Raw genomic sequence first — 24,023 nt, 5'->3', positions numbered from 1 at the left:
TCATGATCAAAATAGCACCTTCCATCTTATCAGCAGATTTTTCAAAGCTAGGCGATGAGATAAAAGATGTTGAAAACGGTGGAGCAGATTATATACATGTAGATGTGATGGACGGGCACTTCGTCCCGAATATAACAATTGGTCCGTTAATTGTTGAAGCAATACGTCCTGTTACAACACTGCCTTTAGATGTTCATTTAATGATTGAAAATCCTGATCAATATATTCCTGCATTTGCAAAGGCTGGAGCAGATATTATTAGTGTGCATGCAGAAGCATCTGCTCATTTACATCGAACCATCCATTTAATAAAAGAAACAGGAGTAAAAGCAGGAGTTGTTATTAATCCTGCGACACCAGTAGACATGATCAAACACGTTATTGAAGATGTTGATCTTATTCTATTAATGACTGTGAATCCAGGTTTCGGGGGGCAATCATTTATTCATGCTGTCCTTCCTAAAATCTCTCAAGTAAGAAAACTCGTTGACGAATCAGGTAAGAGTATCGATATTGAAGTTGATGGCGGAGTGAACAAAGAGACGGCAAAGCTCTGTATCGATGCTGGTGCAAATGTACTAGTTGCAGGTTCAGCAGTGTATAATCAGCCAAATCGGAAAGAAGCAATTGAAACGATAAGAGGAAACATGTAAAATAAAGTTAACGTAAATAAGAGCCACGAGGGGAGTCCTTAGAAGGACTGAGAGGAAGCTGTACGCTTCGACCCTTTGAACCTGTAAGTTGATACTTGCGTAGGGATGTGGAGGCATTCACATGATGAAGCCGATGCATATCTATGCATTGGTTTTTTTGTGTCTAGATACACGACATAAGAAATAATGTATAGCTTTTATTTAAAAAGACACGTAAATCAATCAGTTTACAACGTTTGTTTATAGGGTGCTTATTTATGAGTAATGGTTGGGAACAGCCAAATGGAGGGAATTTGATGAAAAATCGAAGAAAAAGAATGACGATCATGGCCGAAGTTGCAATCATGGCCGCATTAGCCTTTATTTTAGACTTTTTTTCATTTAAAATCTGGGCACAAGGAGGATCTGTTTCATTAACGATGCTGCCAATTTTCGTAATGGCCTTTAGAAGAGGCTTAATTGCTAGTTTAGCTACTGGATTAATCGTAGGACTTTTGAACATGATGTACAATCCGTACATTGTTCATTGGCTTCAAGGGTTGATTGATTATCCGATTGCATTTTTAGTCGTAGGTTTTGCAGGATTATTCTATTTTAATAAAGGCGTATCTAACAGTCGGAAAATCATAAGTATCACTGTTGGTGTTTTCGTAGGTAGCCTGCTACGATATTTAGCGCATTTTACTGCAGGAGTTGTTTGGTTTGGAGAGTTTGCTCCAGAAGGCACACCGGTACTAGTTTATTCATTCACTTACAATTTGACTTATATGGGACCTGCATTCATTTTATGTCTGATCGTTGTCTTATTGTTAAATAAATCTAGTGACCGCATCCTCCACCAAGCAAATTAATCTATGGAATTAGGGGAGTGTCAGATGATTTATTTGATCGTTGCGGGTGGACCGGTTAAAAATATTCCATCACTGTCTTCTATTCAAACATCATATGAAAAAAGTGAAGTAAGGTGGATAGGAGTAGACCGTGGAGTTTATTATTTACTAAAAGAAAAGATCGATCCAGATTTTGCGTTTGGTGATTTTGATTCATTGTCAGACAAGGAAAGAGGATGGATCGAAGAAAAAGCTGTTCATTTGAAGGTGTATCCTGAACAAAAAGATGAAACCGACCTTGAGATTGCTGTAAATTGGGCATTACAACAAAAACCTGATAAGATTGTCATCTACGGAGGAACAGGCGGACGTTTAGATCATCTTTTTGTAAACGCCCAGCTATTGTTAAAGGGGTTAGACAAAAAGATCCCAATCATTTTGGAAGACCGGTGGAACAAAATGTTCTTGAAATCGCCAGGAGCATATACTGTAAAAAGCAGCAATGCACGGTATGTTTCGTTTCTGCCAATGTCGGATTCTATAACAGGACTGACGTTAAAAAAGTTTCGTTACCCACTAGAGAATGCTTTCATTAAACAAGGCAGCAGTCTGTGTATAAGTAATGAATTAATTGCAGACGAAGGATTTTATTCGTTTGAAAAAGGACTGTTGATGGTTTTTCAAACAAATGACCAATCGTAAAACAACATGTGATCTGTCGTTCCAACATTTTTTCGTTGATTAGCAAACCTGCTTTCACAAAAAATTAGGTACTATTTTCTCTGAGCTGAATATAATGGGTAATAACGAAGCACGTTTTTATGTATACGTTATAACGTCCCGAGGCGGCACCTTATTAGAGGAGGGGGAAAAATGAAGTTTTACACGATTAAGTTACCTAGGTTTATTGGAGGTTTTGTTAAGGCAGTACTTGGAACTTTTCGAAAAGGTTAATCGATATAATCACGTGAGAAGCTGACAATAGTAAAGTGCAGAGGTCCTATATGTATCTATTTGTAATGCGAAGGTATCGTGTAGGTGGTGGAGAGCCAGGCACTTCTAAGTCAGCTTCTTTAACGTTGGTTGTGTATGAAAGGAAAAAACGGCGCGGGAGGGCGCCGTTTTTTAGTACAACTTTCATATTAAACGCGTTGAACTTTTCCTGATTTTAGTGCTTTTGCTGAAACGTATACACGTTTCGGCTTTCCATCAACCAAGATACGTACTTTTTGTACGTTAGCACCCCAGCGGCGCTTATTCGCGTTCATCGCGTGAGAACGTTGGTTTCCTGAGCGTGGTCCTCTTCCTGTTACTACGCATTTACGTGCCATGATTCTCCCTCCTTCTGACACACGATGAGATCATCTGTTCTTTTAGTAGATGTTCAAAAATTCATGGAAAAGTAACCGTCTATTTTCTAACACGGATCAGTTATTCTGATTGTTGTTCAATCTGTTGCTTCGAAAGTCTTTAACCAAAATAATCCGCTGGCGGTCCTTTTGTCATCCTTTTTAAACATACTCATTTTCTTTTGAACTATTTCAATTCAAATACTTCGTAATCTTAGCATAAGGACTACGAGATTTCAAGTAATTTTATATAAACTTTCAAGGGAAAAGGCTTGACAGCGTCTTATGGAATATGTTTTCTTATCTAATGTGGGTTTAATTCACTAAATTAAATTCATGGCTATTATATTACCCTACATAATATTACGAGCTTTTAGGGATTGGGTCCTATGTGTTCTTTTAAATTGTGCACCTTTATAGTAAAATGACGGTAGCCATAAGAGAAATACCTAAAGGAGGCATTTTCATGACCATCGAGATGAAAACGAATTATGGAAGAATTGACGTTTCAAAGGAAGTTGTTGCTGTTATCGCAGGGGGAGCTGCAATCGATTGTTATGGGATTGTAGGTATGGCTTCACAAAAACAATTGAAAGATGGCATAACAGACCTATTAGGAAAAGAAAATTTAGGTCGCGGGGTTGTAATTCGTGAAGAATCTGATGAGCAGGTCCATATTGATATGTATATCATCGTTAGTTACGGGACAAAGATTTCTGAAGTGGCGCATAATGTACAGTCAAAAGTAAAATATCAATTAGAACAAATGTTAGGTTTAGTTGTCGACTCTGTTAATATTTTTGTTCAAGGAGTCCGTGTAACAAACCCTTAGGAAGAGTAAGGAGGAGCATTCGTGACGATCAAGCAAATTGAAGGAGAAAAGTTTGCCCATATGTTAATTGAAGGAGCAAACAATTTATCCAACAATTCGAAAACTATTGATGCATTAAACGTATTTCCTGTACCAGATGGAGATACCGGAACAAACATGAATTTAACGATTACTTCTGGAGTAAAGGAAGTAAAAGGCCAGAGTACCGACCATGTCGGTCAAATTGCAGGCTCCTTTGCAAAAGGATTGCTTATGGGGGCTAGAGGGAATTCAGGCGTCATTCTTTCTCAGTTATTTCGCGGTTTTTCAAAATCCGTGGAGGGGAAAGAAACTCTTTCAGCGAATGATTTGAGTAAAGCATTTGAATACGGGGTTGATATGGCATATAAAGCTGTAATGAAACCAGTTGAAGGTACGATTTTAACTGTTGCAAAAGATTCAGCTAAAAAGGGTGCCGAGTATGCAAAGAGAAATGATGATGTGATTGGCTTAATGGAAGCGGTTTTAAAAGAAGCTAAAGCATCTCTTGAAAGAACTCCCGACCTTCTCCCAGTTTTAAAAGAAGTGGGAGTTGTAGATTCAGGCGGACAAGGCTTAGTTACGATCTATGAAGGTTTTTTAGCAGTTTTAAAAGGGGAAAAAGTTGTTGATATCGTTCAACATGTACCTAACATGGACGAGCTGGTAAAAGTTGAACACCATCAATCAGCTCAAAGCCATATGGCAACAGAGGATATTGAATTCGGTTATTGTACAGAAGTGATGGTTAAATTTGACCAGGATAAAGTGAAACAAAATCCATTCAGCGAAGATCAGTTCCGGAAATCGTTAAGCGAGTACGGTGATTCTTTATTAGTCGTTTCAGATGAAGATTTGTTAAAAGTCCACATACATGCAGAGTATCCAGGAAATGTATTAACCGAAGCCCAAAAGTTTGGATCACTTGTGAACGTGAAGATTGAAAATATGCGTGAACAGCACACAAGTATTTTAGAACAAGAAGGTATTGAAGTTCCAGCAAGTGGTCAGAGTATTGAAGTAGAAAAAACTGAATACGGTATAATCACTGTTGCGATGGGAGACGGCATTGCCAAACTGTTTAAAGGGTTAGGCGCAAAAGTCGTTATTGAAGGCGGTCAAACGATGAATCCATCGACTGAAGACTTTGTAAAAGCGATCAATGAATCCAATGCAGATAAATTAATTTTGTTACCGAATAACAGTAATATTGTGATGGCTGCCGAGCAAGCTGCTGAAGTGGCTGATCGAAAAGTTGTCATCGTCCCTTCAAAATCGGTGCCACAAGGATTAGCTGCATTATTAGCCTACAATCCAACGGATGGACTTGATGAGAATAAAGCTGAAATGACAGAGGCGTTGAACACAGTGAAAACCGGAGAAGTAACGTATGCTGTTCGTGATACAAGCATAAATGGCGTCGAAATTAACAAAGGTGACTACATGGGTATTTTTGGAAAAAATATCGTTACGACCGGTTCTTCTGTACAAAAGGTAGCACAGGATCTGTTAAACAAAATGATTGATGATAATAGTGAAATCGTAACTATTATTAGAGGAGAAGACCGATCAGAACAAGAAGCCGATGAACTTGTCGACTTTATTGAAAACGAACACGAAGACGTTGAAGTTGAAGTTCATGAAGGGAACCAACCATTATATTCTTACATTATCTCTGTCGAATAAGGTGGTTGAAAAATAAAGGGGGTTGCGATTTATGGGGCAAGTAAAAATAGTAACTGATTCAACTGCGGATATTCCTGAATCACTAGTGAAAGATTTAAACATTTCAGTTGTACCATTAAAAGTACACTTCGGTGAAGAGACGTTTGAAGACGGTGTTGATTTAAATGCTTCGCAGTTTTATGACAAACTAAAAAGTGCAAATATTATTCCGACCACATCACAGCCAACCCCGCATCAATTTGAAACGGAATACCGTCGCATTCATGAAGAATGGCCTCAAGATGACATTATATCGATTCATTTATCTTCAAAATTGAGTGGTACTTTTCAGTCTGCATATATTGCTTCACAAACATTAGGAGATGAAGTACCATTAACCGTTATAGATTCAAGAAGAGCCTCCTATGCAATTGGTATTATCGTAGTTGAAGTGGCCAAGCTGGCAAAAGCAGGTGCAACGAAGGAAGAGTGCTTAAAACGAATTGACGAACTCCTTGAAGATACTACTGTATATTTTATGGTTGATACATTAGAATTTCTTGAAAAGAACGGAAGAATAGGAAAGGCTTCCGCTGTATTAGGTTCACTATTAAAAATAAAACCAATCCTTTCTTTAAACGAGGAAGGCGAAGTATATCCGTTTGAAAAAGTAAGAGGGAATAAAAAAGCAGTTTCTAAAATTATCCAAGAATTTCAAAATAAATATGGCAATGACCCAGTTCATATCGGTATTTCTCATGCAGATGCAGAAGATGAAGCAGAAAAGTTAATGGTAAAAATGAAAGAAACTTTTAATATGAAAGAGTCAGTCATTACAAACATTGGTCCGGTCATAGGCACTCACGTTGGACCAGGGACGATCTCTGTTTCAATTACGAAAGTAAAGTAAACAAATGAAAAATTAGCAGCACTTTCACATATATGCCAGGTTCACTCCGTTTTTTTTAATAGAGAAAGGATCAATTTTTCTCTTTAATGATGGAGGTGCCTGGTACTTTTTATTGATAAGTTAAGAAAGTATAAAATTTCAATCTCTCGATTGCTGTCTAGGGTAGCAGTTTTCAGCTCGAGGTCGCTTTGCCCCGTCACTTGAAGTCTAAGTTCGGACATCTTCCTGTCGTGACTCCAGCGGTTACTCGTCGCAGGTAAAGAGTGTCGCCGATAGGCGGGCGCCTTGCGCTAAATTGCACCTTGCATCGTATCTTGTACTAGTATTAAGTGAGAACATGAAAGGACGAGTGAAGAAAGACTGGCTTTTTCCAATAAGAAATGATAGCCCTTTCACGAATCGTTTGTTAACATATATTTAGTAGTATATAAGCAATAATTTTGTATGTAAGAAGGAGGAAACAGCGATGAAATATCGCAGTGTATTCGATATAATCGGTCCAGTAATGGTAGGACCATCAAGTTCACATACAGCCGGTGCTGCAAGGATCGGTCTCGTTGCAAGACAGTTATTTCAAAAAGAACCAGAGTGGGTATCATTTCACCTTTATGGTTCATTTGCAAAAACATATCAAGGTCATGGGACAGATGTTGCTCTACTTGGTGGAGTGCTAGGATTTGATACGTTTGATATCCGCATACCGAAATCTTTTGATCTAGCAAAAGAAAGAAACATCGATGTATCATTTCATGAAGAAGATGCGAATATGGAACATCCTAATACGGTTAAAGTAAAGCTAGGTGATAAAGAACATAGTATGGAATTAATTGGAGTTTCAATTGGAGGAGGAAAAGTAGAAATAAAAGAATTAAACGGATTCCAATTGAAATTGAGTGGCAATCACCCTGCAATATTAGTTGTCCACAATGATCGATATGGTGCGATTGCTTCTGTATCAACTGTTTTAGCAATGCACGAAGTTAATATTGGGCATATGGAAGTTTCCCGAAAAGAAGTCGGACAAGAAGCTTTAATGGTCATTGAAGTCGATCAAAATATTGGTGAAGAAGTTTTAAACGAAATCAACAAGTTAGATAATGTAGAAAAAGTAACGAAAATTCATGATTAATGCATCTAGAATGGAGGTTGCATCATGTTTAGAAATGTTCAGGAATTGTTAGAAATCGCTCAAAACGAAAATCTTCCGATCTCGGAAATAATGATAAAACAGGAAATGGATATACATGATCGTACGAGGGAAGAGATATTTGCACAAATGGAGAAAAACTTAGAAGTGATGGAGAAGGCTGTAGATAGAGGGATTAAGGAGCAAGTAAAATCCGTTTCAGGGTTAACAGGTGGTGACGGTAAAAAGCTTTATGAATATATTCAAAATCATGATACGCTTTCCGGAACACAACTGTTAGATGCTGTAGCTAAAGCGATGGCTACAAATGAAGTGAATGCTGCAATGGGAACGATTTGTGCAACACCGACCGCAGGATCTGCTGGTGTTGTGCCAGGTGTATTATTTTCAGTAAAAAATAAATTGAATCCAACGAAAGAACAAATGGTCCGGTTTCTCTTTACTAGCGGTGCATTCGGATACGTAGTCGCGAACAATGCATCGATTTCAGGTGCTGCAGGAGGGTGCCAGGCAGAAGTAGGTTCTGCAACAGGAATGGCTGCAGCAGCTGTCGTTGAGATGGCAGGAGGGACTCCTGAACAGTCAGCTCAAGCAATGGCGATTGCACTTAAGAATATGCTAGGATTAGTATGTGATCCTGTAGCTGGATTAGTAGAGGTTCCGTGTGTGAAACGGAATGCATTTGGTGCATCAAATGCTATCGTTGCTGCAGACTTAGCTTTAGCCGGAATTGAGAGTCGAATTCCTTGTGATGAGGTAATTGATGCAATGTACCGGATTGGTGAAACGATGCCATCTGCTTTAAGAGAAACTGCAGAAGGTGGATTAGCAGCAACACCTACAGGAAGGAAATACCAAGAACAAATTTTTGGTTCCTCAAAGTAAGAGAGGGTGGTGTTCAAAAGTCCGGGAAAAAGCTTTCTTGAAATACTCGACATTTTTGAACAAACTCTAAAAAGGTGTGAAAGAAAATGAACGACTCATTAACAAATATTACTGGAATTGGTCCAAGGACATTGGAACAGTTAGAAACGATGGGGATTCATACGATAAAAGACTTGTTAGAATATTTCCCATTTCGTTATGAAGATCATGCGATCCGTCCTTTATCAGAAGTTCAGCATGATGAAAGAGTAACGGTGCGAGGAACGGTCCATAGTGAACCGAACCTTCGCTTTTTCGGTAAAAAGAAATCAAGATTGACCGTTCGCGTGCTCGTGGACGGTCTATTAGTTCAAGGTATATTTTTCAATCAGCCTTATTTAAAAAAACATGTAAAACTTGGCGAAGAGATTATTTTCAGCGGGAAATTCGACCGACATCGTCTGATGATTACTGGTGGAACAATGAAAACACAAGATGCTTCCTCACAAGGGTTAGAACCTGTTTATTCAGTCAAAGGGAACATAAAAGTTTATCACCTTAGGAAATACATAAAACAAGCCTTTGAACAATATCGTAATCAAATGTGTGAGAACCTTCCAGAACAATTGTTAACTACATATAAATTATTGAACAGAAGAGAAGCACTTTATAACCTTCATTTTCCTAGCTCAGCAAAACAGCTAATACAAGCAAAGCGTAGAATGTCCTATGAAGAACTGCTTCTATTTCAATTGAAAATGCAATATTTCAGAAAAAAAGAGCGTGAAGCAGATGAAGGACAAGCTAAAAAGATAGATGATGATATGGTTGAAACGTTTGTTCATGAACTTCCTTTCCCGTTAACTAACGCTCAAACGAGGGTTTTGAAAGAAATTATCGATGATCTTACTTCAGATTATCGGATGAACCGGCTCTTGCAAGGAGATGTTGGCTCAGGGAAAACCGTGATAGCAGCATGTGCGCTCTTTGCAGTCGTCAGGTCAGGTTTCCAAGGTGCTCTTATGGTTCCTACAGAAATTTTGGCTGAACAGCACCTTTCCTCGTTAAAAGATTTACTTGAACCGTTCGATATGAAAGTTGCATTACTGTCAGGTTCGGCACGTGTAAAAGAACGTAGGGAAATTCTACATCAACTAGAAAGTGGCGATATAAATATTATCGTTGGAACACATGCGCTCATTCAAGAAGGTGTGAACTTTCATAATCTTGGTTTAGTCATTACTGATGAACAGCACCGTTTCGGTGTTGAACAAAGAAGAGTCTTAAGAAGGAAAGGGATACGCCCTGACGTCTTGTTTATGACCGCAACACCGATCCCACGTACGTTAGCAATCTCCGCATTTGGCGATATGGATGTTTCAATCATTGATGAAATGCCAAAAGGTCGTAAGCCGATCGAAACTCATTGGGCAAAACCACATATGCTCAGCCGTGTCATTGATTTTATGAAGAAGGAACTAAAAAAGGGCAGGCAAGCTTATGTCATTTGTCCGCTAATTGAAGAATCAGACAAGCTGGATGTCCAAAATGCAATTGATGTACATGCTCAGCTATCTCAAGCATTAAGCGATCATCAAGTCGGATTAATGCACGGACGACTTCATGCGGATGAAAAAGAGGCAGTCATGAATGACTTTGCAGAAAATAAAATAAATATGCTCGTATCAACAACAGTTGTCGAAGTAGGGGTAAACGTACCTAATGCAACAGTTATGGTTATATATGATGCAGAGCGATTTGGATTAGCACAACTGCATCAGCTTCGAGGTCGTGTTGGGAGAGGCAGTGAACAATCGTACTGTATTTTGCTTGCTGACCCTAAGTCTGATGTCGGTAAAGAACGAATGAAGATCATGACCGAAACAAACGATGGGTTTGAACTTTCGGAAAGGGACCTGGAATTACGAGGTCCTGGAGACTTTTTCGGAGCGAAGCAGAGCGGGTTACCAGAATTTAAAGTAGCTAATATTGTAGAAGATTACCGGACATTAGAAGTGGCAAGACAAGATGCAGCTAAACTTATCTATTCAGAAGTATTTTGGAACGGTGATGATTACAAAGCATTAAAAGAGGCATTAGAGGCAGAAGGTGTTTTTAATAATGATAAGCTTGATTAATCTTCCTATTTTTTAGTTGAAAATTAAAAGTAGCAATTATATACTACTATTAGTACCTAGTCATATGAGTGTGGACGTGATAATATTGAAGCTGTCAAAAAAACAGAGACAACCATTATTAAAGGAAAAAATTGAAGAAAACCCTTTCGTAACTGATGAAGCACTGGCAAATCATTTTAGTGTTAGTGTTCAAACCATTCGTCTTGACCGTTTAGAGTTAAACATCCCTGAAGTTCGTGAACGGATAAAGGATGTGGCTAAACAGCAATACGACACGGTCAAAGCACTGCCCATTGAAGAGGTAATTGGCGAGGTGATTGATCTGGAATTGGACAAGTATGCCATTTCCATTTTGGATATCCGTGAAGAACACGTTTTTTCAAGAAACCAAATCGCACGTGGACATCATTTATTTGCACAAGCGAACTCGTTAGCTGTAGCAATTATTGATGATGAATTAGCACTGACAACGAAGGCAGAAGTTTCTTTTAAACGTCAAGTAAAAGCGGGGGAACGTGTTGTAGCGAAAGCACGTGTCGTTGAGATTAAAGAATCTAGAACGACAGTAGAAGTTGTCAGCTACGTTGAACAAGAAATCGTTTTCCGTGGGGACTTCTTCATGTTCCGCCAAGATCAATCATTAGAGGAAGGTGTTTAATATGAAACTCGCAGTTGATGCGATGGGTGGAGACCACGCACCGGAAAGTATTTTAAAAGGGTGTGCGGAAGCTTTAAATACTTATAAAGATTTGGCAATCACTTTAATAGGTGATGAAGCTAAAATAAAGCAGCACATTGAAATGTCTGATCGTATTGAAATTTTACATACTGCTGTGAAGATTGATGCTGAAGATTCACCAGTGAAAGCAGTTCGGAGGAAGAAAGATTCTTCAATGGTATTAGCTGTACAACAAGTAAAAGACGGGAAGGCCGATGCAGCAATATCTGCAGGTAATACGGGAGCATTAATGACTGCGGGCTTATTAATTATCGGCAGAATTAAGGGTATCGAGCGTCCGGCATTATCACCGATGCTGCCAACTCTTGGTGGAGACGGTTTTTTATTGTTAGATGTAGGCGCAAATATGGAAGCGAAGCCATCTCACCTCTATCAATATGGGGTAATGGGAAATGTTTATATGAAAAAAGTGCGGAACATAGAGAAGCCAAGAATTGGCTTAATGAATGTTGGCACAGAGGCTGGGAAAGGTACTGATCTTACAAAAGAAGTTTATTACATGCTGGAAAACAGCGACATGGAATTTGTTGGAAATGTCGAAGCCCGTGACTTATTAGAAGGAGCGGCAGATGTTGTTGTATGTGATGGTTTCTCAGGAAATCTCGTGCTTAAGTCAATTGAGGGAACTGCACTATCATTATTTTCTTTATTAAAAGAAGAACTTACATCTTCAGTCAAAAACAAACTAGCTGCAGGAGTCTTGAAACCTTCATTTAAAAGAGTAAAGCAAAAGATGGATTACTCAGAGTACGGCGGGGCAGGATTGTTCGGGTTAAATGCTCCAGTTATAAAAGCACACGGCTCTTCGGACGATCGTGCGTTTTTTAGTGCTATTAGACAAGCGAAGCGAATGCACGATGAAAAAGTAGTAGATACAATTAAAGATGCGGTTCGTGTATCTGAAACGAAAAAGGAGATGTAACGATGGGAAAAACAGCTTTCTTGTTTCCGGGACAAGGATCTCAGCAAGTTGGTATGGGGAAGGAATTAGCTGAAACATACTCAACGTGTTTAAATGTATTTAAAAAAGCAGATAATGTGTTAAATGAACAGTTTACGGAGTTGATTTTTCAAGGAAATGAAGAAGAACTCAAACGAACCGAAAATACTCAACCTGCTTTATTAACAACGAGTGTTGCTATTTGGTCACTACTCGATGAGCAAGGAATCGAAAGTGACTTTGTAGCAGGTCATAGTTTAGGAGAATATTCTGCCCTTGTGGCAAGTGGAAGTATGTCATTTGAAGAAGCATGTTTGGCTGTTAGGAAAAGAGGTCAATGGATGGAGGAAGCTGTACCTGCAGGTGAAGGAACGATGGCAGCGATCCTCGGTATGGAACGTGAATCTCTGTTGAAAGTCACGGAACAGGCTACATTAGATGCAGGGGTAGTTGAACCTGCAAACTTTAACAGTCCTGGACAAATCGTCATTTCCGGTTCGGCTGAAGGGGTAATGAGAGCAGGAGAGCTAGCAAAGGAGCAAGGAGCAAAGCGTGTGATCCCACTTACGGTTAGCGGACCATTCCATTCCTCGTTAATGAAACCTGCCGCAGAAAAAATGAAAGACCATTTGTCTACTATTCACTTTACAGATCCTAATACGAAAGTAGTTGCGAACGTGACTGCTGATGTAGTTGAGAACTCAGAGCAAATAAAAGATTTACTCTATAAACAAATCTACTCCCCAGTGTTATGGGAAGATACAGTTCGTAAACTTGTAGATGAAGGTGTTGATACATTTATAGAAGTAGGTCCAGGTAAAGTGTTGAGCGGTCTAGTGAAAAAAGTATCGCGCCGGGCAACTGTACTTCCGGTTTATGATAATGAGACACTGGATAAAGCAGTAGCCACAATTAAAGGAGAGTGACCATGATGAAAGGACAAAATGCATTAGTGACTGGAGGATCTAGAGGGATAGGAAGAGCTATTTCTTTAGAATTAGCTAAGCAAGGTGTAAATGTCGCAATTAATTATGCAGGAAATAAGGAAAAAGCAGAGGCAGTGGCAGAAGAGTGTCGTTCGTTAGGAGTTAACTCGATGGCACTTCAAGGAAATGTAGCTGATTCCGAAGCAGTCCAATCTATGGTGAAGACCGTTGTAGACGAGTTTGGCTCCATTGACATTTTAGTAAATAATGCAGGGATCACAAGAGATACACTTGTTATGAGAATGAAGGAAGAGGACTTTGATGCAGTTATTGAAACAAACTTAAAAGGTGTGTTTAATTGCTCAAAAGCAGTTACACGACCAATGATGAAACAGAGGTATGGCCGGATCATTAACATCTCTTCTGTAGTCGGTGTTTTAGGTAATGCAGGACAAGCGAATTACGTAGCGAGTAAAGCTGGAGTAATTGGGTTAACAAAATCTTTGGCACGTGAACTTGCTAACCGTAATATTCATGTGAATTCTATCGCCCCAGGCTTTATCGAAACGGATATGACAGATGAACTTTCGGAAAATGTGAAAGAAGAGATGTTAAAGCAAATTCCGTTAGGGAAATTAGGGTCACCTGAGCAAGTAGCATCCGTTGTCGTTTTCTTAGCAAGTGAAGCATCAGGATATATGACCGGACAAACACTCCATGTAGATGGCGGTATGGTGATGTAAGGAAAAAAGGGAAATACAATGAAAAACTCTAGTTTTTTCATAAACTTTATCCTATAATGTCTGAGAGGAGGTGAAGTAAATGGCTTCAACGATCGATCGTATTGCAAAAATCGTATCTGAACGTCTTGGCGTAGATGAGTCCGAAGTGAAACCGGAAGCTACGTTTAAAGAAGACTTAGGTGCAGACTCCTTGGATGTTGTTGAACTTGTTATGGAACTTGAAGACGAGTTTGATTTAGAAATTTCCGATGAAGATGCAGAAAAAATCTCTACTGTAGGTGATGTAATTAATTACATAGATAATCACCAATAGTATTTAACCCAAGCCCTATACAAAGGGCTTGGGATTTCAAGTTTAATTCAAAATTACTGATAGAAGCGATGGGGGTTCTCATGCAACAATCAAGAAAGATCCAAAGAAGGGGAATGAAACGTCAAGCAAAAAAAATGCAAATGACGAATACACAGAAAGCAAAATACCGTCAATTTCTAAAATCGATTCATATCGCTTACAAAAACGAAGACTTATTTATCCAATCATTTACCCATTCTTCATACGTTAACGAACATAGAATTCGCCCTCACGATGACAATGAAAGACTCGAATTTTTAGGCGATGCTGTTTTGGAATTGGCCATCTCACAATATTTATTTAAGTACTTTGAAAATATGAGTGAAGGAGAGATGACCAAACTCAGAGCTGCCATCGTATGCGAACCATCATTAGCAAAGATTGCTGATGAACTGAATTTCGGTGAATATGTCTTATTAGGTAAAGGCGAAGAAATGACTGGAGGCCGTAAACGACCTGCATTGCTTGCAGATGTATTTGAAGCCTTCGTAGGAGCGTTGTATCTTGACTTAGGAATGGACGCTGTATACGGATTTTTGGATCAATATATATATCCAAAAATAAAAGAAGGCGCCTTCTCTCATATGATGGATTTCAAAAGTCAGCTCCAAGAACTCATTCAGCGAGAAGCACACGGGCATATACAGTACAAAATTGTTCAAGAAAAAGGTCCAGCACACTGCCGCGAATTTGTATCAGAAGTGTGGCTTGAAGACACTCAGCTAGGCATCGGCACAGGAAGATCAAAGAAAGAAGCCGAGCAGCAAGCCGCCCAAAAAGCATTAGAAAAACTCAACTCATAACCAAAAAACTGTTCGTCAAGTCAGCCTTTTCGAACTGGCTCCAGGACAAATTCATTTGTCCAAAAAGCCAGTTTCAAAAGGCGCTATTACGTGAAGCGTAACGAGGCAAGAAATTGCCTCGCTTGACGAACAGTTTTTTCAATATGAGGAACGAATCTAATGCGCCCCTCCCCCTGCGACGAGCAAAGTTTGAAAGCGACGAAAGGAGCAATCAAACTGGCGCAGGAGCAAGCGAAACACTCGATAAGTAAAAAAAGGCATTCTCATCTCGAAAGAGAGGAAGAAAAGGCGCTATTACGTGAAGCGTAACGAGGCAAGAAATTGCCTCGCTTGACGAACAGTTTTTTCAATATGAGGAACGAATCTAATGCGCCCCTCCCCCCTGCGACGAGCAAAGTTTGAAAGCGACGAAAGGAGCAATCAAACTGGCGCAGGAACGAGCGAAACATCTTGAATCATCAGCGAGTTGCCTCGACGGATGGACAAACAGAGGGAAGCTAGAAGAGGAAGAGGCAGCAGCGTGACCACGCCAAAATTTCCCCCAAGAAGAGAAACACTCGATAAGTAAAAAAAGGCATTCTCATCTCGAAAGAGAGGAAGAAAAGGCGCTATTACGCGAAGCGTAACGAGGCAAGAAATTGCCTCGCTTGACGAACAGTTTTTTCAATAAGAGGAACGAATCTAATGCGCCCCTCCCCCTGCGACGAGCAAAGTTTGAAAGCGACGAAAGGAGCAATCAAACTGGCGCAGGAACGAGCGAAACATCTTGAATCATCAGCGAGTTGCCTCGACGGATGGAAAACAGAGGAAAGCTAGAAGAGTAATTGCGAGCAGCGTGACCACGCCAAAATTTCCCCCAAGAAGAGAAACACTCGATAAGTAAAAAAAGGCATTCTCATCTCGAAAGAGAGGAAGAAAAGGCGCTATTACGCGAAGCGTAACGAGGCAAGAAATTGCCTCGCTTGACGAACAGTTTTTTCAATATGAGGAACGAATCTAATGCGCCCCTCCCCCCTGCGACGAGCAAAGTTTGAAAGCGACGAAAGGAGCAATCAAACTGGCGCAGGAACGAGCGAAACATCTTGAATCATCAGCGAGTTGCCTCGACGGATGGACAAACAGAGGGAAGCTAGAAGAGGAAGAGGCAGCAGCGTGACCACGCCAAAAATCCCCATGAAAAAGAGAAAAATTCGATAAGTAAAAAAAGGCATTCTCATCTCGAAAGAGAGGAAGAAAAGGCGCTATTACGCGAAGCGTAACGAGGCAAGAAATTGCCTCGCTTGACGAACAGTTTTTTCAATATGAGGAACGAATCTAATGCGCCCCTCCCCCCCCTGCGACGAGCAAAGTTTGAAAGCGACGAAAGGAGCAATCAAACTGGCGCAGGAACGAGCGAAACATCTTGAATCATCAGCGAGTTGCCTCGACGGATGGACAAACAGAGGGAAGCTCGCAGATGCACTTTGACAGCTACGCGGACATACGATCCGCTAATACTACCTAAAACGGTGACAGTAGCAAGTTCACGGACATCAAATCCGTTATCAGTAGACTTTAAGGGCTATTTTTGCTGAATTACTAGCAATAAGGGATCTGGTGTCCTCAAAAGGCTTGATTTCGCCTCCTTTCGATGATTTAACGGATCTCATGTCCGTCAAACGTCCAAGCCACCACCGAAACGACCAAGCCGGTCCGTCAAACGTCCAAACCACCATCGAATCAGCCAACAACACCTATACACCTTTAAGGAAAACAAAACGGGCATAGAGAAACGTTCTCCATACCCGATCATACTAGCATTACTTTTGTTATTTCTTATCTCTCATTGATCCGAGTTCCGTTACAATCGCATCCATTTCACTGACACTAAAAGAAGGCTTCTTCATAACCATCGTATGAATTTCTTGCACATCTTCAAAACGATCTAATGAATAATCTTCTGGTCGAATAGCCCCGGCATTTACTACTTTTAATTGAGAAATAATTTCCTCAATCATTAACGTCATGTTTTCACGATTCTTTTCCATATTGTACACCCTCTCAGTCCAGACTTTCTTTACATTATACACGCACATTCACTATCAAGAATGTTCAAATGTATGATTCCGATGACATGAACCTAATTTCTATTTTTAACTATTTAAAAGCTCTCTTTATTGTAACATGTTCATAACAAAACGCCATCATTTCTGGAAATACATTTAACCGAATCGTATCTTTATGGTAAAATAATTAAGTTAAGGTCATAGTTTATACAGAAGAAAAATTGAGGTGAATGTCATTGTTTCTTAAACGATTGGACCTCGTTGGGTTTAAATCTTTTGCTGAAAGACTTTCGATCGACTTCGTTCAAGGTGTAACAGCGGTTGTCGGCCCGAACGGGAGTGGAAAGAGTAATATCTCAGATTCAATCCGCTGGGTATTAGGAGAACAATCAGCAAAAAACTTACGAGGATCAAAAATGGAAGACATCATTTTTTCAGGAAGTGATAGTCGTCCTCCATTAAATATGGCTGAAATCACCCTCGTTTTGGATAATGAAGATCAGCACCTCTCTGTTGACTATAGTGAAGTCGCAGTCACTAGGCGTGTTTATCGATCAGGTGATAGTGAATATTTAATTAATAAACAACCTTGCCGGTTAAAAGATATCGTTGATTTATTTATGGATTCTGGTTTAGGGAAAGAGTCCTTTTCTATTATTGGGCAAGGCCGTGTAGAAGAAATTTTAAGCAGTAAATCTGAAGAGAGACGCGCGATTTTTGAAGAGGCAGCAGGGGTTTTAAAATATAAACATAGAAAAATTAAATCTGAAAAAAAACTAGCGGATACTCAAGATAATTTAAATCGTGTTAAAGATATTCTCCATGAATTAGAAGGACAAGTTGAACCACTAAAAGAACAAGCTTCGATTGCAAAAGAGTATTTAGAAAAAAAAGATGAGTTGAAAGAGTTTGAGGTCGGAGTCTTAGTAAAAGAAATTGAAGAGCTTCATGAAAAGTGGACGAAAGAAAAAGAAGAGCTTGAAAATCTCCAGGATAAAGAGGGGTCTCTTCAAGCAGTTGTAAAACAGCAAGAAGCCAAAGTGGAGCGACTCCGTTCAGATATGCAAACGATGGATGAATCGATCAATGATCTTCAAGATGTACTATTAACGACGAGTGAAGAATTAGAAAAACAGGAAGGACAAAAAGAAGTTTGGAGAGAACGAAAGAAAAACTTCGCACATAATAAAGATCAGTTTTTACAAGAGATGTCGCAATTAAAAGAGAAAAAAGAAAAACTGCAAATGACCCTTTCTGAACAAGAAACACAAGTAAAAAATAATAAAGAAAAGCTGGATGCGACAGCATCGAAAATAGAGGGAAAATCGAAGCAGTTAGCTGATTTAGAACAGAACAGTGAAGAAAAATTAGAACAGCTGAAATCAGAGTACATAGAGTGGCTAAATGAACAAGCTTCTAAGAAAAATGAAATGAAGTATATTGAGGAGCAGCTGTCGAAAGAACGTGAAAAGCAAGCGAGATTAGAAAAAGATAATGTCGGTCTCGTTGAAAAAAGAAATGAAATTAGAGAACAACTTTCAACTGCGAAAGCTGAATGGGAAACAAAAAGAAAGTTGATCGATGAAAAATTACAGTCATATCAGAAAATGAAGCGAGAGATAGAGAAGGTGGAAACAGACCTTCAGAAAAAAGAATCATTATTATATGAAGCATATCGACATTTACAGCAGCTTCAATCAAGAAAAGAAGTATTAGAAGATATGCAAAATGATTATTCTGGTTTTTTCCAAGGTGTTAAAGAAATACTTAAAGAACGTGACAGACATTTTAAAGGGATTCAAGGAGCAGTTGCCGAGCTGTTACAAGTGGAGAAAACACATCAAACTGCCATTGATATTGCTTTAGGCGCTTCACAACAGCACGTTGTTGTAAATGATGAAGAAACTGGAAGGAAAGCGATTCAGTTCTTGAAGCAACGGCGATTAGGTCGAGCGACATTTCTGCCAATGAATGTCATAAAACCTCGTTATGTAAATCATACTGATTTATCAGAAGCAAAGGAAATTGAAGGTTTTATAGGGGTTGCGAAAGATCTCGTAAAATATGATCCGATGTATGAAAATGTTTTTTCACACATTTTAGGAAACATTCTCATAACCGAAGATATGGTAAGTGCGAATAAAGTAGCAAATCGTACGAAGTATCGTGTTAGAATCGTCACCCTCGAAGGAGATGTGATTAACCCGGGCGGAGCGATGACAGGTGGAAGTATAAAGCAAAAACAAAGTCAGATTCTCGGTCGTCAGCAGGAGCTTTCGACCGTATCCAAAAACTTAGAAAAACTAGAAAAAGACTCAGACCACTTGCAAAAACAAGTGAAATCGCTAAAACATGAAAAAGAGACACTCGATAAAAGTATGAAAGAAGCTCAGCTTGAAGGTGAGCAGCTCCGTGAGCAAGAACAGGAGAAAAAAGCGGTTTTAAATGAACTTGAACTTTCCGAACAAACAGTGAGTGAACGTTTGAAGTTATATGATTTAGAAAAGAATGAGTATGATGAAGACGAAACGAGTAAAAAAGATCGACTTGCTCTGTTAGAAAAAGAACTTAGCCACTGCGATGAAAAAATTAACTCATTAAATGATGAAATGGAGCGGCTATCAAAACAGCAGGAGGAGACAAAAAACTCCGAGGAAACAATACGCGAAGAACTGACGAATTTAAAAGTGAACTTGGCGAAAGAAGAAGAACAGTTGCACAATAGTGAAGACCGCTATGAAAGGTTAAAGCTTGAATATGAGGAAACATCTGGACTTTTATCTCAAAAAGAGAAGGAATATTTCCAGCTTGAAAAAGAAATGTCTTCGCAAAGTACAAATGCAGAGAGTTTAGAAGATGAAATTGATAAGCGAAGAAAAGAAAAAGATCGAACAATCCAGTTAATTTCTAAAAGACGATCAGAAAGATTGGCCGTTCAGCAAAATCAGGAAGATATTGAAAATGAACTAAAAGAGCAGCGCCGTCAGCTTAAATTTACATCATCTACTCTTCATGAAACAGAAGTAAAAGTTAACCGGTTAGATGTTGAGTTAGATAACCGTCTCAATAAACTTGAAGGGGAATACGAACTGACATTTGATGCTGCAAAAGAACAATTCCCATTACAAATTGACCTTTCTGAAGCGAAAAAGAACGTAAAGTTGATTAAAATGGCTATTGATGAACTAGGATCTGTAAATGTTGGTGCGATTGAGGAATACGAACGTGTGAAAGAAAGACATGACTTCCTTCTCGAACAAAAAAGTGATTTGGAAGAAGCGAAAGAAACATTGCATCAAGTCATTAATGAAATGGATGATGAAATGACAAAACGCTTTAAAGAAACATTTGATGAGATTCAATCACACTTCCATATCATTTTTAAGGAATTATTCGGTGGCGGAAAAGCTGATTTAAGATTATCGAATCCTGAAGACTTGCTGAATACTGGTGTTGATATTGTTGCACAGCCACCAGGTAAAAAGCTTCAGCACTTAGCCTTATTATCTGGTGGAGAGCGAGCTTTAACTGCGATTGCTTTGTTGTTCTCAATCTTAAAAACCCGTCCTGTCCCTTTTTGCGTATTAGACGAAGTTGAAGCGGCGTTAGATGAAGCAAACGTCGTACGTTTTGCCCAATTTTTAAAGGACTTCAGTCATGAAACACAATTTATCGTTGTCACTCATCGGAAAGGGACAATGGAAGAGGCTGATGTATTATATGGCGTAACCATGCAAGAATCAGGTGTATCGAAATTAGTATCAGTCAAACTTGAAGAAACGGAAGAACTGGTTCAAATGACATAAGATTGCCGAAGAAATGGAGGAGCAACGATGAGCTTTTTTAAAAAATTAAAAGAGAAAATTACCTATCAAACAGATACAGTAACTGAAAAATTTAAAGGTGGATTAACGAAAACAAGAGAATCATTTGTCGGAAAGATGAATGACCTTGTAAAAAACTACCGTAAAGTAGATGAAGAGTTTTTTGAAGAACTTGAAGATATTTTAATATCAGCTGATGTTGGTGTTCATACTGTAATGGAGTTAATTGATCAACTGAAGGATGAAGCTCGCTCAAGAAATATTTCCGAGGCTGTTGATATCCAGCCGATTATTTCAGAAAAGCTGGCAGAGCTACTGCAAAAATCCGAAGAAGAAACAAAACTTAACATGCAAGAAGAGGACTTAACCGTTATATTATTTGTTGGAGTAAACGGTGTCGGGAAAACGACGACAATCGGTAAAATGGCACATAAATTTAAGCAAGAAGGAAAAAAAGTACTTCTTGCCGCAGGGGATACGTTCCGTGCAGGAGCAATTGAACAATTGGAAGTTTGGGGAAAACGCGTAGGTGTTGACACGATTAAACAACAAGAGGGATCAGACCCAGCAGCTGTCATGTATGATGCAATCCAGTCTGCAAAATCGAAAAAAGCGGATGTTTTATTATGTGATACAGCTGGACGTTTACAAAACAAAGTGAACCTTATGAAAGAGCTGGAGAAAGTAAAGCGTGTCATTACGAGAGAAATCCCGAACGCGCCTCATGAAGTACTACTCGTTTTAGATGCTACAACAGGGCAAAATGCGATGAGTCAGGCAAAAACTTTCGGTGAAGCGACTGATGTCTCCGGAATTGTCCTGACTAAGCTAGATGGCACAGCAAAAGGTGGAATCGTGTTAGCGATTCGTAATGAGCTCGATATTCCTGTTAAGTTTGTCGGCCTGGGAGAAGGTATGGACGACTTGCAAGAGTTTTATGCAGAACAATATGTTCACGGTTTATTTTCGGAGGTATTAGCTCAGGCAGAAGAAACAGCTGAAGATCAATCTTCATAATCGATACATGACAAGATTTTTTCTTGACAGTCTTCCGTCTCTCTTGTATCATAATGAATTGTAAAGTCAAATCCCTTAACAAGGTGGTGAGACGTTTGATAGATAAAACGGTTCGAATCAACTATTTATATGATTTTTATCAAGATCTCTTAACAGATAAACAAAACCAATACATGTCAATGTATTATTTAGATGATTGGTCGCTCGGTGAGATTGCTGAACATTTTGAGGTAAGCCGACAAGCAGTATATGATAATATCAAACGGACAGAATCCTTGTTAGAAGAGTATGAAGAGAAGTTAAAGCTTCTTCATCGTTATGGACATCGACAAAAACTTTACGAACAACTAAAGCAAGTCATTCAAGAGAGTGGAAGTCCCGAAATGATGATCGAGATTGTAAGGAAGCTCGAGAAACTTGAATAGGGGGCAAATCAAATGGCATTTGAAGGTTTAGCAGAACGTCTGCAAGGGACCTTAAATAAAATCCGCGGCAAAGGTAAAGTCTCGGAGCAAGATGTAAAAGAAATGATGCGGGAAGTCCGCCTTGCACTTTTAGAAGCAGATGTAAACTTTAAAGTTGTAAAGCAATTTATTTCTCGCGTTAAAGAGCGTGCTGTCGGTCAAGAAGTGCTAGAAAGCTTAACACCTGGTCAGCAAGTTATTAAAGTTGTAAATGAAGAATTAACCGAGCTAATGGGCGGGGAGCAAAGTAAAATAGCGGTTGCTGCCAAATCACCGACAGTTGTGATGATGGTCGGTCTACAAGGGGCAGGTAAAACGACATCGACAGGGAAACTAGCCAATCATTTACGTAAACAGCATAATCGTAACCCGTTAATGGTTGCCGCTGATATTTACCGTCCTGCTGCGATTAAACAGCTAGAAACACTCGGTAAACAATTGAACATGCCGGTGTTTTCAATGGGGGATCAAGTAAGCCCTGTTGAAATTGCCAAAAATGCTTTAGAGAAAGCGAAAGAAGATCACCATGATTACGTATTAATTGATACAGCAGGTCGTCTGCATGTCGATGAAGACTTAATGAATGAATTAGATGACATTAAGCAATTGGCCAATCCGGATGAAATTCTTTTAGTTGTAGATGCAATGACCGGGCAGGATGCAGTTAATGTAGCAGAGAGTTTTAATGAACGGTTAGGCATTACTGGCGTTGTGTTAACGAAACTTGATGGAGACACTCGTGGTGGTGCAGCATTGTCAGTAAAATCTGTAACAGATACACCGATTAAGTTCGTAGGTATGGGTGAAAAAACAGATGCTTTAGAACCTTTTTATCCAGATCGGATGGCATCAAGAATTCTTGGCATGGGTGATGTCCTTACTCTAATAGAAAAGGCGCAAACAAACGTAGATGAACAGAAGGCAAAAGAGCTTGAACGTAAAATGCGGACAAATGATTTAACATTTGATGATTTCTTAGAGCAATTGGATCAAGTGAAAAACATGGGGCCGTTAGATGAGCTCCTTAACATGATGCCAGGTGCAAATAAGATGAAAGGTTTAAAAAATGTTCAAGTTGATGACAAGCAGCTTTCACACATTGAAGCGATCGTACAATCAATGACGAAAGCTGAAAAACAAGACCCATCCTTGTTAAATGCTAGCCGCAGACGAAGAATTGCAAAAGGAAGTGGGACATCCATTCAAGAAGTAAACCGCCTGATCAAGCAATTTGGTGATATGAAAAAGATGATGAAGCAAATGTCCGGTATGCAAAAAGGGAAGAAAAAAGGCGGCTTTAAATTACCATTTATGTAAAGAGAGAATATGAGTAGTTTTTTTAATAGGTCGTGGACAAGGCGTATACACTTTAAAAATCTGTTAAGGTTTTTTACTTTACTGGGGTTGTCCTTCAGTATAGTTTATGATAATATATGTAACTGTGTTAATGAAATTTGGAGGTGAAACACATGGCAGTTAAAATTCGTTTAAAGCGAATGGGAGCAAAGAAATCTCCTTTCTATCGTGTCGTAGTAGCGAACTCTCGCTCACCACGTGATGGTCGTTTTATTGAAGAAATCGGTACTTATAATCCATTGAAAAACCCAGTGGAATTTAACGTAGATGAAGATAAAGCGTTGAAGTGGATGATGGATGGTGCAAAACCTTCCGACACTGTTCGCAACTTATTCTCAAACGTAGGCTTAATGGAAAAGCTACACAATGCGAAGAACGAAAAATAAGTTCAACGCGAGTAAATAATGA

General features: G+C 39.2%; 25 protein-coding genes and 1 riboswitch. Of the genes, 23 read left to right on the top strand and 2 right to left on the bottom strand.

The annotated features are described in order from the left end of the window. The first annotated feature begins 2 nt into the window (after nucleotides 1–2). The 4 genes from rpe to spoVM all read left to right on the top strand — a co-directional run bounded on the left by rpe (nucleotide 3) and on the right by spoVM (nucleotide 2,437). Nucleotides 3–653, top strand: a complete 651-nt coding sequence (gene rpe / locus CD001_RS19015) for a ribulose-phosphate 3-epimerase (RefSeq protein WP_096189176.1) — start codon at nucleotides 3–5, stop codon at nucleotides 651–653. 18 nt (nucleotides 654–671) lie between these two features. After that, nucleotides 672–776, top strand: a riboswitch (TPP riboswitch). Nucleotides 777–910: 134 nt separating this feature from the next. Then, nucleotides 911–1,504: an energy-coupled thiamine transporter ThiT gene (gene thiT, locus CD001_RS19010; protein WP_257009862.1), complete on the top strand. Its 594-nt coding sequence runs from the start codon at nucleotides 911–913 to the stop codon at nucleotides 1,502–1,504. Between the two features lie 24 nt (nucleotides 1,505–1,528). Next, nucleotides 1,529–2,185, top strand: a complete 657-nt coding sequence (locus CD001_RS19005; protein WP_096189175.1) for a thiamine diphosphokinase — start codon at nucleotides 1,529–1,531, stop codon at nucleotides 2,183–2,185. Between the two features lie 171 nt (nucleotides 2,186–2,356). Next, entirely contained in the window at nucleotides 2,357–2,437 is an 81-nt protein-coding gene (spoVM, locus tag CD001_RS19000; RefSeq protein ID WP_096189174.1) for a stage V sporulation protein SpoVM, read from the top strand. A gap of 188 nt (nucleotides 2,438–2,625) precedes the next feature. Here spoVM and rpmB read toward each other — a convergent pair whose 3' ends face one another. Then, nucleotides 2,626–2,814 carry a 50S ribosomal protein L28 gene (gene rpmB, locus CD001_RS18995; protein WP_096189173.1) on the bottom strand — a complete coding sequence of 63 codons (189 nt, stop codon included), beginning with the start codon at nucleotides 2,812–2,814 and terminating at the stop codon, nucleotides 2,626–2,628. 484 nt (nucleotides 2,815–3,298) lie between these two features. On the opposite strand from rpmB, the gene CD001_RS18990 reads away from it, so the two are divergent. The 14 genes from CD001_RS18990 (at nucleotide 3,299) to CD001_RS27010 (ending at nucleotide 16,065) form a co-directional block, all read left to right on the top strand. After that, nucleotides 3,299–3,664, top strand: a complete 366-nt coding sequence (locus CD001_RS18990; RefSeq protein ID WP_096189172.1) for an Asp23/Gls24 family envelope stress response protein — start codon at nucleotides 3,299–3,301, stop codon at nucleotides 3,662–3,664. A gap of 21 nt (nucleotides 3,665–3,685) precedes the next feature. Then, a complete protein-coding gene (locus CD001_RS18985; protein ID WP_096189171.1) occupies nucleotides 3,686–5,368 on the top strand; it encodes a DAK2 domain-containing protein in 1,683 nt (560 codons plus the stop codon). A 31-nt stretch (nucleotides 5,369–5,399) separates the two neighbouring features. Further along, nucleotides 5,400–6,257: a DegV family protein gene (locus CD001_RS18980; RefSeq protein WP_096189170.1), complete on the top strand. Its 858-nt coding sequence runs from the start codon at nucleotides 5,400–5,402 to the stop codon at nucleotides 6,255–6,257. Between the two features lie 466 nt (nucleotides 6,258–6,723). Beyond that, entirely contained in the window at nucleotides 6,724–7,386 is a 663-nt protein-coding gene (sdaAB, locus tag CD001_RS18975; protein WP_096189169.1) for an L-serine ammonia-lyase, iron-sulfur-dependent subunit beta, read from the top strand. A 24-nt stretch (nucleotides 7,387–7,410) separates the two neighbouring features. Further along, nucleotides 7,411–8,289, top strand: a complete 879-nt coding sequence (gene sdaAA / locus CD001_RS18970) for an L-serine ammonia-lyase, iron-sulfur-dependent, subunit alpha (protein ID WP_096189168.1) — start codon at nucleotides 7,411–7,413, stop codon at nucleotides 8,287–8,289. Between the two features lie 86 nt (nucleotides 8,290–8,375). Further along, nucleotides 8,376–10,406: an ATP-dependent DNA helicase RecG gene (gene recG / locus CD001_RS18965; protein ID WP_096189167.1), complete on the top strand. Its 2,031-nt coding sequence runs from the start codon at nucleotides 8,376–8,378 to the stop codon at nucleotides 10,404–10,406. A gap of 64 nt (nucleotides 10,407–10,470) precedes the next feature. Next, nucleotides 10,471–11,064, top strand: a complete 594-nt coding sequence (gene fapR / locus CD001_RS18960; RefSeq protein WP_407081116.1) for a transcription factor FapR — start codon at nucleotides 10,471–10,473, stop codon at nucleotides 11,062–11,064. Between the two features lies 1 nt (nucleotide 11,065). Beyond that, nucleotides 11,066–12,067 (top strand): phosphate acyltransferase PlsX, encoded by a 1,002-nt coding sequence (gene plsX, locus CD001_RS18955; protein ID WP_096189165.1) that lies wholly within the window; start codon nucleotides 11,066–11,068, stop codon nucleotides 12,065–12,067. 2 nt (nucleotides 12,068–12,069) lie between these two features. Then, entirely contained in the window at nucleotides 12,070–13,011 is a 942-nt protein-coding gene (fabD, locus tag CD001_RS18950) for an ACP S-malonyltransferase (RefSeq protein ID WP_096189164.1), read from the top strand. Nucleotides 13,012–13,013: 2 nt separating this feature from the next. Then, nucleotides 13,014–13,754, top strand: coding sequence for a 3-oxoacyl-[acyl-carrier-protein] reductase (gene fabG / locus CD001_RS18945; RefSeq protein WP_096189163.1), 741 nt, complete (start codon nucleotides 13,014–13,016; stop codon nucleotides 13,752–13,754). Between the two features lie 79 nt (nucleotides 13,755–13,833). Next, nucleotides 13,834–14,067 (top strand): acyl carrier protein, encoded by a 234-nt coding sequence (gene acpP, locus CD001_RS18940; RefSeq protein WP_096189162.1) that lies wholly within the window; start codon nucleotides 13,834–13,836, stop codon nucleotides 14,065–14,067. 80 nt (nucleotides 14,068–14,147) lie between these two features. Beyond that, complete coding sequence (gene rnc / locus CD001_RS18935) at nucleotides 14,148–14,909, top strand: ribonuclease III (RefSeq protein ID WP_096189161.1); 762 nt, start codon at nucleotides 14,148–14,150, stop codon at nucleotides 14,907–14,909. 398 nt (nucleotides 14,910–15,307) lie between these two features. After that, the gene (locus CD001_RS27015; RefSeq protein WP_257009861.1) at nucleotides 15,308–15,433 is read left to right on the top strand and encodes a hypothetical protein; all 126 of its coding nucleotides are present in this window, start codon (nucleotides 15,308–15,310) and stop codon (nucleotides 15,431–15,433) included. Between the two features lie 506 nt (nucleotides 15,434–15,939). After that, nucleotides 15,940–16,065, top strand: a complete 126-nt coding sequence (locus tag CD001_RS27010; protein ID WP_257009861.1) for a hypothetical protein — start codon at nucleotides 15,940–15,942, stop codon at nucleotides 16,063–16,065. Nucleotides 16,066–16,717: 652 nt separating this feature from the next. Here CD001_RS27010 and CD001_RS18925 read toward each other — a convergent pair. Further along, the gene (locus tag CD001_RS18925; protein ID WP_096189159.1) at nucleotides 16,718–16,936 is read right to left on the bottom strand and encodes a DUF1128 domain-containing protein; all 219 of its coding nucleotides are present in this window, start codon (nucleotides 16,934–16,936) and stop codon (nucleotides 16,718–16,720) included. 254 nt (nucleotides 16,937–17,190) lie between these two features. On the opposite strand from CD001_RS18925, the gene smc reads away from it, so the two are divergent. From smc to rpsP, 5 genes are all read left to right on the top strand, one after another. Next, on the top strand, nucleotides 17,191–20,760 hold the full coding sequence (smc, locus tag CD001_RS18920; protein WP_096189158.1) for a chromosome segregation protein SMC: 3,570 nt from the start codon (nucleotides 17,191–17,193) through the stop codon (nucleotides 20,758–20,760). A gap of 27 nt (nucleotides 20,761–20,787) precedes the next feature. Continuing rightward, a complete protein-coding gene (gene ftsY, locus CD001_RS18915) occupies nucleotides 20,788–21,795 on the top strand; it encodes a signal recognition particle-docking protein FtsY (protein ID WP_096189157.1) in 1,008 nt (335 codons plus the stop codon). Nucleotides 21,796–21,890: 95 nt separating this feature from the next. Then, a complete protein-coding gene (locus CD001_RS18910; RefSeq protein WP_096189156.1) occupies nucleotides 21,891–22,220 on the top strand; it encodes a putative DNA-binding protein in 330 nt (109 codons plus the stop codon). Nucleotides 22,221–22,232: 12 nt separating this feature from the next. Further along, entirely contained in the window at nucleotides 22,233–23,576 is a 1,344-nt protein-coding gene (gene ffh, locus CD001_RS18905) for a signal recognition particle protein (RefSeq protein ID WP_096189155.1), read from the top strand. A gap of 152 nt (nucleotides 23,577–23,728) precedes the next feature. Continuing rightward, nucleotides 23,729–24,001 (top strand): 30S ribosomal protein S16, encoded by a 273-nt coding sequence (gene rpsP / locus CD001_RS18900; RefSeq protein ID WP_096189154.1) that lies wholly within the window; start codon nucleotides 23,729–23,731, stop codon nucleotides 23,999–24,001. Nucleotides 24,002–24,023: the final 22 nt, after the last annotated feature.

The sequence above is a fragment of the Evansella halocellulosilytica genome, from assembly GCF_002335745.1.
GTDB lineage: Bacteria > Bacillota > Bacilli > Bacillales > Salisediminibacteriaceae > Bacillus_CA > Bacillus_CA halocellulosilytica.
This window is presented reverse-complemented; position numbering and strand designations above follow the sequence as displayed.

Coding starts and splice junctions, on each gene's coding strand:
- thiT (WP_257009862.1), top strand. CDS start 911: ATGAGTAATGGTTGGGAACAGCCAAATGGAGGGAATTTGATGAAAAAT.
- recG (WP_096189167.1), top strand. CDS start 8,376: ATGAACGACTCATTAACAAATATTACTGGAATTGGTCCAAGGACATTG.
- rpsP (WP_096189154.1), top strand. CDS start 23,729: ATGGCAGTTAAAATTCGTTTAAAGCGAATGGGAGCAAAGAAATCTCCT.
- rpmB (WP_096189173.1), bottom strand. CDS start 2,814: ATGGCACGTAAATGCGTAGTAACAGGAAGAGGACCACGCTCAGGAAAC.
- acpP (WP_096189162.1), top strand. CDS start 13,834: ATGGCTTCAACGATCGATCGTATTGCAAAAATCGTATCTGAACGTCTT.
- CD001_RS18990 (WP_096189172.1), top strand. CDS start 3,299: ATGACCATCGAGATGAAAACGAATTATGGAAGAATTGACGTTTCAAAG.
- ffh (WP_096189155.1), top strand. CDS start 22,233: ATGGCATTTGAAGGTTTAGCAGAACGTCTGCAAGGGACCTTAAATAAA.
- spoVM (WP_096189174.1), top strand. CDS start 2,357: ATGAAGTTTTACACGATTAAGTTACCTAGGTTTATTGGAGGTTTTGTT.
- CD001_RS18980 (WP_096189170.1), top strand. CDS start 5,400: ATGGGGCAAGTAAAAATAGTAACTGATTCAACTGCGGATATTCCTGAA.
- CD001_RS19005 (WP_096189175.1), top strand. CDS start 1,529: ATGATTTATTTGATCGTTGCGGGTGGACCGGTTAAAAATATTCCATCA.
- rnc (WP_096189161.1), top strand. CDS start 14,148: ATGCAACAATCAAGAAAGATCCAAAGAAGGGGAATGAAACGTCAAGCA.
- fabG (WP_096189163.1), top strand. CDS start 13,014: ATGATGAAAGGACAAAATGCATTAGTGACTGGAGGATCTAGAGGGATA.
- sdaAA (WP_096189168.1), top strand. CDS start 7,411: ATGTTTAGAAATGTTCAGGAATTGTTAGAAATCGCTCAAAACGAAAAT.
- plsX (WP_096189165.1), top strand. CDS start 11,066: ATGAAACTCGCAGTTGATGCGATGGGTGGAGACCACGCACCGGAAAGT.
- fabD (WP_096189164.1), top strand. CDS start 12,070: ATGGGAAAAACAGCTTTCTTGTTTCCGGGACAAGGATCTCAGCAAGTT.
- fapR (WP_407081116.1), top strand. CDS start 10,471: ATGAGTGTGGACGTGATAATATTGAAGCTGTCAAAAAAACAGAGACAA.
- sdaAB (WP_096189169.1), top strand. CDS start 6,724: ATGAAATATCGCAGTGTATTCGATATAATCGGTCCAGTAATGGTAGGA.
- CD001_RS18925 (WP_096189159.1), bottom strand. CDS start 16,936: ATGGAAAAGAATCGTGAAAACATGACGTTAATGATTGAGGAAATTATT.
- ftsY (WP_096189157.1), top strand. CDS start 20,788: ATGAGCTTTTTTAAAAAATTAAAAGAGAAAATTACCTATCAAACAGAT.
- rpe (WP_096189176.1), top strand. CDS start 3: ATGATCAAAATAGCACCTTCCATCTTATCAGCAGATTTTTCAAAGCTA.